The organism is Egibacter rhizosphaerae (assembly GCF_004322855.1).
GTDB lineage: Bacteria > Actinomycetota > Nitriliruptoria > Euzebyales > Egibacteraceae > Egibacter > Egibacter rhizosphaerae.
Genome location: NZ_CP036402.1, coordinates 3,730,565 through 3,743,881 on the forward strand (window position 1 = coordinate 3,730,565; position 13,317 = coordinate 3,743,881).

General features: G+C 72.5%; 13 protein-coding genes and 1 tRNA gene. 11 read left to right on the forward strand and 3 right to left on the reverse strand.

Annotated elements, in window-relative coordinates; all coding sequences use genetic code 11:
- The first annotated feature begins 118 nt into the window (after positions 1 to 118).
- Both ER308_RS17135 and ER308_RS17140 read left to right on the forward strand, forming a co-directional pair.
- Positions 119 to 1,261 (forward strand): universal stress protein, encoded by a 1,143-nt coding sequence (locus ER308_RS17135; RefSeq protein WP_131156116.1) that lies wholly within the window; start codon positions 119 to 121, stop codon positions 1,259 to 1,261.
- Positions 1,262 to 1,541: 280 nt separating this feature from the next.
- Entirely contained in the window at positions 1,542 to 1,808 is a 267-nt protein-coding gene (locus ER308_RS17140; RefSeq protein ID WP_131156117.1) for a PIN domain-containing protein, read from the forward strand.
- Positions 1,809 to 1,904: 96 nt separating this feature from the next.
- On the opposite strand, the gene ER308_RS17145 is transcribed toward ER308_RS17140, so the two are convergent.
- Both ER308_RS17145 and ER308_RS17150 read right to left on the reverse strand, forming a co-directional pair.
- Positions 1,905 to 2,717, reverse strand: coding sequence for an ATP-binding protein (locus tag ER308_RS17145; RefSeq protein WP_131156118.1), 813 nt, complete (start codon positions 2,715 to 2,717; stop codon positions 1,905 to 1,907).
- Between the two features lie 621 nt (positions 2,718 to 3,338).
- Positions 3,339 to 3,412, reverse strand: a tRNA-Leu gene (locus ER308_RS17150).
- A gap of 85 nt (positions 3,413 to 3,497) precedes the next feature.
- Here ER308_RS17150 and ER308_RS17155 point away from each other — a divergent pair.
- The 5 genes from ER308_RS17155 (at position 3,498) to ER308_RS17175 (ending at position 8,441) form a co-directional block, all read left to right on the forward strand.
- A complete protein-coding gene (locus tag ER308_RS17155; protein ID WP_131156119.1) occupies positions 3,498 to 4,778 on the forward strand; it encodes a PIN domain-containing protein in 1,281 nt (426 codons plus the stop codon).
- 188 nt (positions 4,779 to 4,966) lie between these two features.
- Positions 4,967 to 5,305, forward strand: coding sequence for a P-II family nitrogen regulator (locus ER308_RS17160; protein ID WP_131156120.1), 339 nt, complete (start codon positions 4,967 to 4,969; stop codon positions 5,303 to 5,305).
- Between the two features lie 104 nt (positions 5,306 to 5,409).
- Positions 5,410 to 7,233, forward strand: coding sequence for a [protein-PII] uridylyltransferase family protein (locus tag ER308_RS17165; RefSeq protein WP_131156121.1), 1,824 nt, complete (start codon positions 5,410 to 5,412; stop codon positions 7,231 to 7,233).
- Positions 7,211 to 7,897, forward strand: coding sequence for an ACT domain-containing protein (locus tag ER308_RS17170; protein ID WP_131156122.1), 687 nt, complete (start codon positions 7,211 to 7,213; stop codon positions 7,895 to 7,897). Before ER308_RS17165 ends, ER308_RS17170 begins: the two co-directional genes overlap by 23 nt.
- Before the next feature lie 25 nt (positions 7,898 to 7,922).
- The gene (locus tag ER308_RS17175) at positions 7,923 to 8,441 is read left to right on the forward strand and encodes a heme-binding beta-barrel domain-containing protein (protein ID WP_131156123.1); all 519 of its coding nucleotides are present in this window, start codon (positions 7,923 to 7,925) and stop codon (positions 8,439 to 8,441) included.
- Here ER308_RS17175 and ER308_RS17180 read toward each other — a convergent pair.
- Entirely contained in the window at positions 8,428 to 9,825 is a 1,398-nt protein-coding gene (locus ER308_RS17180; RefSeq protein ID WP_131156124.1) for a class II fumarate hydratase, read from the reverse strand. The two genes, ER308_RS17175 and ER308_RS17180, sit on opposite strands and share 14 nt — an antisense overlap.
- Before the next feature lie 218 nt (positions 9,826 to 10,043).
- On the opposite strand from ER308_RS17180, the gene ER308_RS17185 reads away from it, so the two are divergent.
- The 4 genes from ER308_RS17185 to ilvA are packed head-to-tail and all read left to right on the forward strand — an operon-like array spanning position 10,044 to position 13,254.
- Positions 10,044 to 10,715, forward strand: coding sequence for a histidine phosphatase family protein (locus ER308_RS17185; protein ID WP_131156125.1), 672 nt, complete (start codon positions 10,044 to 10,046; stop codon positions 10,713 to 10,715).
- Between the two features lie 5 nt (positions 10,716 to 10,720).
- Positions 10,721 to 11,245, forward strand: a complete 525-nt coding sequence (locus ER308_RS17190) for a DUF3090 family protein (protein WP_131156126.1) — start codon at positions 10,721 to 10,723, stop codon at positions 11,243 to 11,245.
- Positions 11,226 to 11,996 carry an SCO1664 family protein gene (locus tag ER308_RS17195; protein WP_131156127.1) on the forward strand — a complete coding sequence of 257 codons (771 nt, stop codon included), beginning with the start codon at positions 11,226 to 11,228 and terminating at the stop codon, positions 11,994 to 11,996. The genes ER308_RS17190 and ER308_RS17195 overlap by 20 nt, the downstream gene beginning before the upstream one ends.
- Positions 11,997 to 12,042: 46 nt before the next feature.
- Entirely contained in the window at positions 12,043 to 13,254 is a 1,212-nt protein-coding gene (gene ilvA, locus ER308_RS17200) for a threonine ammonia-lyase (RefSeq protein ID WP_205745695.1), read from the forward strand.
- The last annotated feature ends 63 nt before the right edge of the window (positions 13,255 to 13,317 follow it).

The window sequence follows — 13,317 nt, forward strand, 5'->3', positions numbered from 1 at the left end:
GGGTCGTTGTGCCGTGCGGGACCGGGGAGCGATCCTGCGTGAGCTACGCTGCGGCCCACGATGCCGGCGCCGCCGGAGGACGGCCCGCCCCCGGGTGGTGCGGGCGCGAAGGAGGGACATGTCGCTGGGTCGGGTCGTGCTCGTGCCGCTCACCAACCCCGCGAGCGTCGCGGGGCTGATGGGCATGGCGGACCAGCTCGTGGATCGCGAGGGCGGCACCGTCGTCCCGGTCACGGTCGTCCCGCCGGACGCGGGCGCGGAGATTCGCGGTGACGCGGAGGCGCTCATCGCCGCGGCGGACGCGGCCGGGGCCGAGCTGGGGGTGCCCTCCGAAGGGCTCGTGGGAGTGCACGAATCGGTGGCCGACGGGGTGCTCGACGCAGCCCGGGATTGTGCCGCGACGCTGGTCCTGATGGGCTGGCGTGGCCGCAGCACGCAACGCAACGTCTTCGGCGAGCTCATCGACACCGTGGTCGGGCGCTCCCGCACGCCCACCGCCGTCGTGCGGCTCGGTCAGCGCGAGCCACAGCGGGTCCTCCTGCCCGTCTCGAACGAGCACCTGGGCCCGACCGGCGCGGGCGGCCTCCTGCTCGCGGCCGATCTCGCCCAGCGGCTCGGGCCCGACGCGAGACGCACGGTGCGCCTGCTGCGCACCGGCGACGAGGACGTCGGTTCACTGCCGCCCGAGATGCAGGCGCTGTCCGACCGGGTCCACCACGACCCGAGGCGGTATGCCACCGCCATCGGCGCGGCGGCCGAGGCCGGGGACCTCGTGATCGTCCCGGTGGCCCCGACGGTCTCGGGCCTGCGAACCGCGACGACCCACGTTGCGTGGCAGGCGCCCGAGTCGACGCTGCTCGTGGCCATCGACGTCGGGCCGAAGGCGGAGGACGTCGACGAGGCGACCGCTCGGGCCGGCCAGCCGGCACCGGAGCCCTCGACCCATCCCGACGACGAGGAGCTCCACACGGTCTCGGTGGTGGCTCGGGCGGGGGAGGTCGCCACCACCACCCGCGAGCAGCTCGGTCCGGCGCTGCGGTCGCTCGGCACCGTCGGCGAGGTCGAGGCCTGGGAGGACGAGGAGGGACGTCGGTGCCTGCGCACTCGCGTGCGGGTGGCGGCGCGTGATTCCAACGAGGCGCTCGCCGCGGTCATGACCGCCCTGCACGAGGCCGAGGGCTTCAAGGGTGCGGAGCTGCGCTACGAGCTGGAGACGTCACCGGGCCCGGACGACAGCGAGTCCTCGGCCCGTTCCGACTGACGGGATCACGACCCAGAGACCAACTGATGCCCCACACCCTGCCGCTGGAACCGCCCGGACTCGTAACCCATCCCTGGTGGGGCCGTCACGTTGTCCGATCGGCGCACCCGCCAGCGCTGGTCCGTCGACCTCGAGCCGTTCCTCCTCGGCCGGACGCCGGTCACCCGATCCGTCTACGCACACGGCACCGGTGGCCGGCCCAGCACCGTCGCCGAGGACCACCTGTGTTCCAGTACCGCAACCAGGGGTCAGTGGGCCTGAAGGGACAGCTCTCGTAGGGGTGGCGCTGGCAACCTCCGACCACCACGCTGCGCGCCAAGCGTTCGTGGACGACCTCCTCGACGTACTGCCCGTGCTGCCCTACGACCTGCGCGTCGCGGAGGTCCACTCGAACTTGCTCGCGGCCACCCGTCGGGCGGGGCGCCCCCGCGGAGCGCACGACCTCATCATCGCCGCAACGGCGGCAGCGTCCTCGCGGACGATCGTCACCGCCGACCCCAGCGGATTCGAAGGCCTCCCGGACATTCCGGTCACTGCCCATCGCTGACCCGAGCGCTCTACGCCGCCCCCGCGGGACTCGATATGCGCTCAACGGCGGCCCCGCAATCGGCTCCTTCGGACGGTTTGGGCTCTGCGACAGGCCTCATCGACGTGCGAGTCGCCTCCGGGCAGCCACGCCAGCGCGTGAGAGCGTTCCCTGCGGCCATTGCCGGGTGACGTAGTCGACGGTGTCGTCCACAGCGAGCTCTCGTGTGGAGTTGCCCGTCCGGACGTAGAACTGCGGGCGCCGTTCGCCCGTGTGCGGCCGCAGGTAGGCGGGAGCGTCCGCAGGCGTGACGTCGATCCGGCAGACCGATTGACCGCCGATGTCGTCGAAGGTCAGCGCCACGTGGCGCAACACACGCCGGCCGAGACAGCGTTCGAGCAGATCATGCAGCCACAGCTCGTAGCGGTCGAGATCCCTACCTTTCACATGCTCCAGGTCGGCGTCGAGCCCGATTGGTTGGCCTTCATCATCGACACCGATGATCAGAGCGCCCCCCTCGGTGTTGGCGAATCCGGACACGGCGCGTGCGATTGCCAACTCGACACGCGCGTCCTTGTCGCCGGTCATGAGGTTGTGCCGGGCGCTGCTCTTGAACTCCAGGCGCGCGCCTTCGTCTCGGGAGAGCAGCTGCTCGGTGGGAACGTTGCCGGTGCGCGCGGTTCTCCTTCGGTTCACCCATTCGAGCAGTGATACGACCACCGCTGCTCCAAGCACCGACCCGGGAATCGACGGGCCCGGCCAGTCGAACCCCCGGTCGGTGACACCTGCGAGCGCAGTGCCCACCGTGCCGGCACCGATGAGCCCAGCGAGGATGGTCGCGCTGCCGGAGAGGTCCTGACGGCCGGGGAGGATGAAGCGGGCCAGCGCGCCGATCACCGCACCGAACAGCAGGACGACGAAGACGATCATGCCGCTAACCGTACCTGCCGCCGCGTGGCGCCCTGGCAGGCGGCTCCACGGCGAGCTGCGCGACGGCGTCTCCGCCGAGGCGCCTGCGGCTGTTCGTCGAACTGCTGGCACGACCGCTCCCGAGCGTCCCAACCGGCTACGCCGCCGCGGTCGCCCCGCGCCTGCTCCACCTCCTCCTCGAAGGGCCCCGCCCTCCGACGGCACGACTACCGGGACGCCCCCGGGGGCAGGCGTCCTCAAAGTGCGTCTCTAGCGCGCCACCCTGTGCGGCCCTTGGCGCGCAGAACCAGGTCGGGCTACAGACCACCGGATCCGCGCCGCCGCAAGGGGAAGTCCATTCGGTGACGATTGTGCGCGTCCGGCGTCGGCCCGGCGAGCGATCGAAGTCACGATTGTGTCGGAGGCTGTTCCAACGGGACCCACCCCCTCCGAGCCTCACCGCGAGGGTACGGGCTCGGGCGACGACGCGTGGAACGGTCCGAACTTCCAAGGCCGTGCTCCGAGCACTGTTGCCTCGACCGTGGAGTCACACCAAGAGCGGAGAGCGGCCCCAAACCACGGCAGAGTCCGCCACCATAGGGACCCGACGGTTTAAGAACGGGACATTACCTACCGGAGCAGTGGGGGCGGTGGGACTCGAACCCACACGTCGACCGTTTTAAGCGGCCAGCCTCTGCCGTTTGGGCCACGCCCCCGCTCGCCGGAAGGGTATCGGTCGCGGTCTCCCTGTCGCGGAGGCCCGCGTCGGGCACGGACGCGGATCAGCTACGCTGGACGACCATGCCTGCTGACGAAGAGCGAATCGCGCTGTTTCTGGACTACGAGAACCTCGCCATCGGGGCGCGCGAGGACCTCGGGGGGATGGCCTTCGACCTCAAGCCCCTGTCGGATGCGCTCGCCGAGCGGGGCCGCGTCATCGTGCGCCGCGCCTACGCCGACTGGAGCTCGTTCGACAAGGACCGGCGGATGCTCGCCATGCAGCACGTCGAGCTCATCGAGATTCCGCAGCGGCTCGGCGCGGTCCGCAAGAACGCGGCCGACATCAAGATGGCCGTCGACGCGGTCGAGTTGTCGTTCGAGCGCGACTACATCACGACGTTCGTCATCTGCACGGGGGACAGCGACTTCACACCGCTCGTCGACAAGCTCCGCGAGCTCGACAAGCGCGTGATCGGGGTAGGGCTGCAGGCCTCGACCTCGCAGTTGTTGCCCCCCGCATGCGACGAGTTCCTGTTCTACGAGCGTCTCGAGGGCGTGAACGTCCCGGCCCGCCGCAGCCGTGGCAGCCGGCGGGGGGGCCGCAGGGGCGGTCGGGGCCGCGGGCCGGCTGCGGCCCCCCAGGAGGCCGCTACCAAGCCGGCCGAGATCCCCGCAGCCTCGAGCGGCGACGCCGAGGAGCCGGTGGGCCCGGCTCCGAGCCCCGAGGCGGTGCTCGAGGAGCCGGACGTCGAGGGCTCGGCGGTCGAGGAGTCGGCGCTCGACGAGCCCGATCTCGACGAGCCCGATCTCGACGAGCCCGATCTCGACAAGCCGGACGGCGAGGAGGAGCCCGCCGACCTCGCGAAGCTGGTCACACAGACGCTCTCCGGTCTGTTGCGCTCCTCCGGTGGCGCCGTGCTCGCGTCGAACCTCAAGCGCGCCATCCTGCGCAAGGACCCCACGTTCAACGAGGCCGACCACGGGTTCCGCGCCTTCGGTGAGCTTCTGCGGCACCTCGCCGACCGCAAGGTGATCGAGATCAGCGAGGGACCGGCACGAGGTGACCCCGAGGTCTCGTTCCCCGAGGATTCCACCGATGAGGCGGGGGCCTTCCGTCTGCTGCGCGACGTCGTGGCCGAGCTCGAGGAGGCCGACGGCCCGCCCCCGCTGTCGGGGCTCAAGGATCAGGTGCGCAAGCAATCCCCGGGGTTCAGCGAGAAGGAGTTCGGCTTCGGCGGCTTTCTCCAGTTCTGCAAGGCCGCCCGCACCCGCGGCATCGTCACGATGGACTGGGACGAGGAGGCCGACGACTACGTCCTCTCGGTGCGTGCGGCCGAGGGCGACTCCGAGGGGGAGCTCTAGGCCATGGGCAACGGGCCACGGGTAGTCGCGCGACGCCGGGGCTGTGTCGTGGGATGGATGTTACGGGGGCGAAACGACGACCTGACCGCGCGGAAACCGCGCGGGCGCATGCTGGAGGCGGCAGGATGCGGAGACGGCGTCGGCGCGCTCGCGAGGCTCGCCCGCTCACGGGTCGAAAGGAAGACGGCGTGAAGCTCATCGTGGCGATCGTGAAGCCGTTCAAGGTCGAGGACGTGAAGGAGTCGCTCAGGGAGGTCGGCGTGGCCGGTCTCACGGTGTCGGAGGCTCGCGGGTTCGGGCGACAGCGGGGGCACACCGAGGTGTACCGCGGGGCGGAGTACCAGGTGGACTTCGTCCCCAAAAGCCGTGTCGAGGTGATGGTCGACGATGCGCAGGTCGACGGCGTGATCGATGCGATCACCAAGGCCGCACGCACCGGCAAGATCGGCGACGGCAAGATCACCGTGATGCCGATCGACGAGGTCGTGCGCATCCGCACTGGGGAACACGGGCCCGACGCGCTGTAGTCTGCCGCCGGACCCCGGCCGGAGCGACGCTGATCTCCCAACCCGCCGAACCCGAGCGCGACATCGCCGACGCCGTCCCCGCTCTCCCCGCTGCCGGCGAACCGGTGGGCCCGCTCGACGTGCGCGCGGTCGACGCCCCCGTCGGTCGGGCCTGGACGGAGGCGTGGAGCAACCGCGTCGACGCGCACGTGGCCCGGAGCCTCGCGTCGGTCGATGCGGGCGGTGTCGCGGTCGTCGCGCTGGGCAGCTATGCCCGTCGGCAGTTGTGTCCCGCATCGGACGTCGACCTGCTCCTGCTGCACGACGGGTGGAAGGACTCCCGGCTCGAGGAGCTCGTTCGCGCGGTCTGCTACCCGCTGTGGGACGCCCGGCTCGAGGTGGGTTACGCGGTGCGGACGCCGCGCGAAGCGGTCCGTGCCGCGACCGAGCGGCTGGAGACCGCGACCGCGCTGGTCGACCGGCGCCTGGTCGCCGGGGAGGTGGGGCTGCTCGACGAGCTGTCCGGTCGTGCGCAGCGGTGGATGCGCCGCCGCGGCGGTCGCCTCGTCACCGAGCTCGAGGCCGTGGAGGCTCGTCGTCGCGCGGACGGCGTCGCCGGTGAGCTCGAGCCCGACCTGAAGCGGGGGGTGGGCGGGCTGCGCGATGTGCACGCCCTTCGGTGGGCCGCGGCCGGACTCCTCGGCGAGCCATCCATCGACGCCCTCATCGGAGCGGCTTACCTGAGCGCCGCGGACGAGCGCGCACTGACCTCCGCGGCGGGGGAGTTGCTGGCCCTTCGAGTGGCGCTGCACCTCGGCCACGGCCCCTCCGTGCGGCCCGGCACGGAGGCCGATCGTCTCCGCCTGGAGCGACAGGACGACGTCGCCGAGGTCGCCGGCATGGGAGGTGATGGTGGGGCGTTGCTGCGCCGGGCGGGGTTGGCCGCCCGGTCGATCGCGCACCTCCACGCGCGCGCCTGGCCGCGCCTGGTTGCCGACGCCGGCCGCGGGCGCACGCGCCTGGCGCCGCCCGCCGAGCCGCTCGAGGACGGGCTCGTGCTGCGCGACGGGATCGTCGAGGCCGAGCCCGGGCGGCGTCTCGCGGATGATCCGGCGCTCGGCCTGCGCGCCGTCGCGGCGGCTGCAGCGCGCGAGACGAACCTCGGCCGCGCGACCGCGAGCGCGTGGCGGCGCGAGCTCGCCGGGATCGGCACGCTGCCGTGGAACGCCGCCGCGCGGGCGGCACTGCTCGCGGTCCTCCGCCGGGGTGAGGCGGGGGAGCCGGCGTTGGCCGACGCGGACGAGATGGGCCTGCTCGGCGCGCATCTGCCCGATTGGCAGCGGATCCGCGGTGCACCGCAGCGCAACCCGTACCACCGCTACGACGTCGACACCCACCTGCGGCGGACCGTGGCGGAGCTCGTCCGTCTGGTGGACGGCGCCGAGGACTGGCGGCACACGTCGGTGTGGGAACGCCTCGACGACCCGGACGTGCTGCTGTTGGGTGCGTTCCTGCACGACGTCGGCAAGGTCTCCTCCGGCGACCACAGCGTCGTCGGCGCTCAGATCGCGCGTGAGTGGCTGCTGCGCATGGGCTTCGACCGGCGCCGCGCGGACCGGGTCGCCAAGCTCGTGCGGCTGCACCTGCTGCTGCCCGAGACCGCGACCGCGCGGGACCTCGACGATCAGGACGAGATCGACCGCGTGGCCGATCGCGTGGGCGACGCGCCGACCCTCGATGCGCTCTACCTGCTCGCCCTCGCCGACGCCCGCGCGACCGGTCCCGCGGCGACGTCGTCGTGGAAGGACGGGCTGCTCGCCGACCTGCACGCGCGTGTGCGTACGGTGCTGACCGGCGACCCCGAGGCGACCCGCCAGCTCGTCGGCCCCGAGGCCCGGCTCGAGGACGTGCGCACGCATCTCGGCGATGACGCCGGGCCAGCTCGATGACCTGGTCCGGGGCCTTCCGCGCCGCTACCTGCTCGTGGCCCCGTCCGAGCAGGTCGCCACACACGCGCGGTTGCTCGCCGCCGGGCCGCCGGCCGTGGACCTGCGTGCCGGCCCGGTCGACGGCACCACGGCGGTGTCCGTGGTCGCGGAGGACCGGCGTGGCCTCATGGCCGACGTTGCCGGGACCCTGCTCGCGCACGGCTTCGTCGTGCTCGAGGCGCGTGCGTTCACCCGCGGCGACGGCGTCGCGCTCGACTGGTTCGTTGGCGACGGGTCGTCGGTCGACGAGGCCGCCCTCGATGAGCTGCCGGCAACCCTCCGCCACGCCGTCGCCGGTGAGATCGACGTCGCCACGCTCCTCGACCGAGCGGATGGGGAGGTCACCGGCCTGGCACGCCCCGCGCGGACCCCGGTCGAGGTCACGTTCGATCGGGGGCCGACACTCACCCGCGTCGAGGTGCGTGGTGCGGATGCCCCCGGCCTGCTGTTCCGGCTCGGCCGAGTGCTGGCCGAGGAGCGCCTCGACGTCGTCGGAGCGCGGGTCGCCACCATGGGTCCCGAGGTTCGCGACGTGTTCTTCGTCCGCCCCTCCGGTGGCCCTATCGACACCGGACGGGTCGCCTCCCGATTGCGTGAGGCGGCGGGGGACCCGCGCGAGGCGTGAACACGACCGTGCCCGAGGAGGATGCATGGTGCCCCCGGATCCGAACACCCCACCCGAGCCGCCAGCGGCGCTCGCCTTCCTCGAGGGCGTCTGGCAGGGCGAGGGGCGGGGGCAGTACCCCACCATCGACCCGTTCGACTACCGGGAGCGCATCGAGTTCACGGCGATGCCGAAGCCGTTCCTGCGCTACGAGCAGGAGACGTTCGACGCGACCAGCGGAGCGCCGCTGCACGTCGAAGTGGGCTACGTGCGCAGCCCCGCGTCCGGGCGGGTCGAGCTCATGCTCGCGCACCCGACGGGGTTCGCCGAGGTCGAGGAGGGCGAGCTGCACGTCGAGGACGGCGTCCATCGGCTGCGGCTGGTCTCCCGCACGGTGGGCGCGACCGCGACCGCGAAACGCGTCGATGCGCTGGAGCGCGACGTCGAGGTCGTCGGGGACCGGCTCGACTACCGGCTCCGGATGGCGGCGGTGGGGGAGCCCATGACCCACCACCTCGCGGCGACGCTGCACCGAGTGGTCGACCCCGCGGCTACTCGCCGATGACGCCGCCCTCGGTCATCGCCTTCGTGTCGAGGGCTCGGTCGACCTCCTCGTCGGAGAGCACCCCGGCCTCCTTCACGACCTCGCGCAGCGGACGGTCCTGCTCGAGCGCCCGCTTCGACAGCTCCGCGCTCTTGTCGTAGCCGATCGCGGGCACGAGCGCGGTGACGATCGCCAGGTCCTTCTCGACCAGCTCGGTCGCTCGCGCCTCGTTGGCCTCGACCCCGTCGATGCACTGGCGCGCGAAGTTCTCGGCGCTCGTCGCGAGCAGGTGCACCGACTCCAGCACGTTGCGGGCCATCACCGGGATGTACACGTTGAGTTCGAGGTGACCGTTCATCCCCCCGACGGTCGCCGCGGTGTCGTTGCCGATCACCTGTGCGCAGACCTGGGTCACTGACTCGGGGATCACCGGGTTGACCTTGGCGGGCATGATCGAGCTGCCCGGCTGGACCGCCGGCAGCTGCAGCTCGGCGATGCCCGTGCGGGGACCCGAGCCCAGGAGCCGGACGTCGTTCGCGATCTTCGTGAGGCTCACCGCCACCGTCTTGCACGCGCCGGACAGCTCGACCAGGCCGTCCCGCGCACCCTGTGCCTCGAAGTGGTCGGACGCCTCGCGCAGCGCGTCGGCCCCCGTCCGCTCGCGCAGCTCGGACAGCATCGCCTCGGTCATCCCGGCGGGCGCGTTCAGCCCGGTGCCCACCGCGGTGCCACCGAGCGGGAGCTCCGCCACCCGCGGCAGCGCCGCCTCCACCCGCTCGATCCCGAGCGCGAGCTGGCGCGCATAGCCCCCGAACTCCTGGCCGAGGGTCACCGGCGTCGCGTCCATGAGGTGCGTGCGGCCCGGCTTGACGACGTCCGCGAACGCCCGCGCCTTGCCGGCGAGGGAGCTCTCGAGCGTGCGCAGCGCCGGCAGGAGCTCCTCGGTCGAGGCTAGGTACGCCGCGACGTGCACCGCCGTGGGGAACACGTCGTTCGACGACTGGCCGGCGTTCACGTGGTCGTTGGGATGCACCGGGTCGTTGGCCCCGAGTTGCCCGCCGAGCAGCTCGTTGGCACGGTTGGCGATCACCTCGTTGGTGTTCATGTTGGACGAGGTCCCCGACCCCGTCTGGAACACGTCGACGACGAAGTCGGCGTCGTGCTGGCCGGACGCGACCTCGTCGGCGGCCCGCCGGACGGCCCCGGCCCGGTCGGCATCGAGGACCCCCGCGCCCTCGTTGAACGTGGCAGCCGCGTGCTTGATCAGCCCGAGCGCCTGGATCACCCGCCGGGGGATGCGTTGGCCCGAGATGGGGAAGTTCTGCACCGCCCGCTGCGTCTGCGCGCCGTAGTAGGCCCCGGCCGGGACCTGCATCTCGCCCATGGAATCGCGTTCGGTCCTCATGCGTCACTCCTGCACGGCGGGGTAAGCATTGCGGGGCAACCTAGCGCGGGCACACCGACCGCCGCACGCTGGTCGCCTGCTGCGGGTCAGAACGCCGCGTCGCCCCGGCCGACGACAACGAGCCGGCACCGCGCCTACGGTGAGGCGCGCACGCCCGAGCCCCGCCGGCCGACCGGTGCACCGCCGAGACAACCCGGACCCGACGAACCGGATCGCACGTGACGACGCTCCTGCTCATCCGCCACGGGGTCACCTCCGCGACCGGCAAGCGGCTCGGAGGTCGCACCGAGGCCCCGCTCGACGAGCGCGGGGTGGCCCAGGCCCGAGCCGCTGCCGAGCGGCTCGCCTCGCTGCCGATCCGCGCGGTCTATGCGAGCCCGCTGCGGCGCACCTGGGAGACCGCCGAGCACATCGCCGCCGCCCGCCGCCTCGACCCCCGCCGCGCGGACGGTCTGATCGAGGTCGAGTACGGTCGGTGGACCGACCGACCCCTCACCCAGGTCGCGAAGACGAAGCTGTGGGAGGCCGTGCAGAACCGTCCGAGCCTCGTCACCTTCCCCGAGGGCGAGACGATCCGCGGCGCCCAGGAACGCGCCGTGGCGACGGTGGAGGACCTCGTGGCGGCGCACCGCCGCGATGTCGTCGCCGCGGTGAGCCACGCCGACGTCATCAAGGGAGTGATCGCGTTCTACCTCGGCCAACCGCTCGACCTCTTCCAGCGGCTCGTGATCGCGCCGGGCTCGGTCAGCGCGCTGCAGCTCGCGCCCGGCGGTCGACCGGCCCTGCTGCGCCTCAACGACGACGGGCCGTTGGACCCGGCGGCGTTCCGGGCTCCACCCAGCCGCCGGCCCCGTGCCGGGTCCCGTAGCCGTCGTCCCAGCGAGGGGTGAGCCCGATGGGCGAATCGGTCGAGTTCGAGTCCGTGGAGTTCATCACCGCCGGCGCCGTCGGCGAGCCGGGCGAGCGCGCCTTCTACGTCCAGGCCGAGGGCGAGGGCCAGCGTGTCGCGCTGCTGGCCGAGAAGACACAGATCCGGTCGCTGGCCCAACTCGCGCAGGAGCTGCTCGGCCGAGCGGGCATCACGGTGACGCCCGACGACCTCGACGAGGCGTCGCAGCGGCTGCGAGAGCCCGTCGAGCCGTGGTGGCGCGCCGGCTCCATGTCGCTCGGCATGGACGACGAGGCCGAGCGCTTCGTGCTCGAGGTCGAGGAACTACCCGAGGAGCTCGATCCCGCGGAGGAACCTGGCGAGGCGCGGTTCTGGATGACCCGGGAGCAGCTGACCGCCCTGGCCGCGTACGCGGCCTACGCCGTCGAAGCGGGGGCGCGCGAGACGTGCCGGCTCTGCTCCCGCCCCATCGACCCCGTCGAGGGGCACGTGTGCCCCGCGCAGAACGGTCATGGCCCTCTCACCACCTGACGCCCTGGCGCGTCTCGCCGACTCGCGGCTGGCTCCGCTGGGGCGCCTCGCGAACGCCAGCAACGGCACGGTGCTCGTGTCGGTCGGTGGCGCGCCGACGGTCGACCCCGACGAGCTCGTCGCCGATCCCGACCGCCACGGGGTCGTGCTGGCGATCTACAAACCGCGCGCGGGCGAGCGGCCCCTGCTGGACTTCCCCGGTGGGACGCTGTGCCAGCGCGAGGTCGCCGCCTACGAGCTGAGCGCCTTCCTCGGATGGGATCTCGTGCCCCCGACGGTCCTGCGGGACGGGCCGCTCGGCGAGGGCTCGGTGCAGCTGTTCGTGCCCCACGATCCCAGCCAGCACTACTTCACGCTCGTGGAGGATCCCGGTCGCCACGAGGAGCTCGCCCGTATCGCGCTGTTCGACCTCGTCACCAACAACGCCGACCGCAAGGCCGGCCACGTCATCGAGGCCTCCGACGGCGAGCTGCGCGGCATCGATCACGGGCTGACGTTCCACGTCGAGGCCAAGCTGCGCACCGTGATGTGGGATCTGCACGACGTGCCCTTGCCGGCGTCGTGGCGCGACGACCTCGAGTGCGCCGCGACGGCGCTGTCGGCCGGAGAGCGGGTCGCGCGGCGACTGACGCGACTGCTCGAGCCCGAGGAGATCGACACCCTGGCCCGTCGCGCGGCCCACGCGGCCACGCTGGAGCGCCTGCCGCTCCCGCCGGAGCACCGCCGCCCCTACCCTTGGCCCCCGCTGTAGCGGGTCGCCGGACGTCCATCGGTCCGGCGCGACGGAGGGAGGCGTGGTGGCCGACGATCACCTGGTCGCACGACCGCACATCGACGCGGCACGGGTTCGCCTCGCAGGCCTCGTGCAGCACACGCCCGTGGAGGAGAGCCGCACGATCTCCGAGCAGGCGGGTGCCCGGACCCTGCTGAAGTGCGAGCACCTGCAACGCACCGGGTCGTTCAAGTTGCGCGGGGCCGGCAACCGCATCGCCGCCCTGTCGGAGGAGGAGCGGGCGCGAGGCGTCGTGTGCGCGTCGGCGGGCAACCACGCGCAGGGCGTCGCGCTGTCCGCCCGGGGCTTCGGGGCGAGAGCGACCGTGTTCATGCCCGAGCGAGCCCCGCTGCCGAAGGTCGCGGCCACGCGGGGCTACGGCGCGGACGTGCGGCTGGTCGGTTCGGGCTTCGAGGAGGCCTACGAGGCGAGCTGCGCCTTCCTCGAGGAGACCGGCGGCACCTACGTGCACCCGTTCGACCACCCCGAGGTGATCGCGGGGCAGGGCACGCTCGGGCTCGACATCGTGGAGGACGTTCCGGACGCGGGCACGGTGGTCGTCCCGATCGGTGGGGGAGGCCTCGCCGCCGGGGTCGCGAGCGCGGTCAAACTCGTGAGCCCCGGGACGCGGGTCGTCGGCGTGCAGGCTGCCGGCGCCGCCTCCTTCCCCGGGTCGCTGGCCGCAGGGGAGCCCCGCGGACTGGACCACGTCTCGACGATCGCGGACGGCATCGCGCTCAAGCGGCCGGGCGACCTGACCTACGCGCACGTCGCCGAGCGGGTCGACGAGATCGTCACGGTCAGCGACGAATCGATCGCCCGGGGCGTCCTGCTGCTCGCCGAGCGGGCGAAGCAGATCGTCGAGCCGGCCGGGGCCGCGGGCGTCGCGGCCCTGCTCGATCGTTCGGCGACGCTCGTGGAACCGGTCGTGGCGGTTCTCTGCGGCGGCAACGTCGACCCGATCCTGTTGCACCGCATCCTGCAGTCGGGGCTGTTCGAGGAGGGCCGGTACTTCGCGTTCCGCATCCGTCTCAGGGACCGCCCCGGCGCGCTGTCGGCGCTGCTGGCCCGGATCGCGACCACCGGCGCGAACGTGCTGCGGGTCGACCACCACCGGCTCAACACCCGGCTGGGCGTGCTCGAGGTCGAGGTGGAGCTCGAGGTCGAGACGCGTGGCCCCGGTCACATCGACGAGCTGGTGAACACCCTGGTCGAGGGTGGCTACCCGGTCAACTAGCGCAGCACCCAAGGCTCGTCGACCGAGTAGTTACTGGGCGGTAACATATGGTGCGCGTGGCTC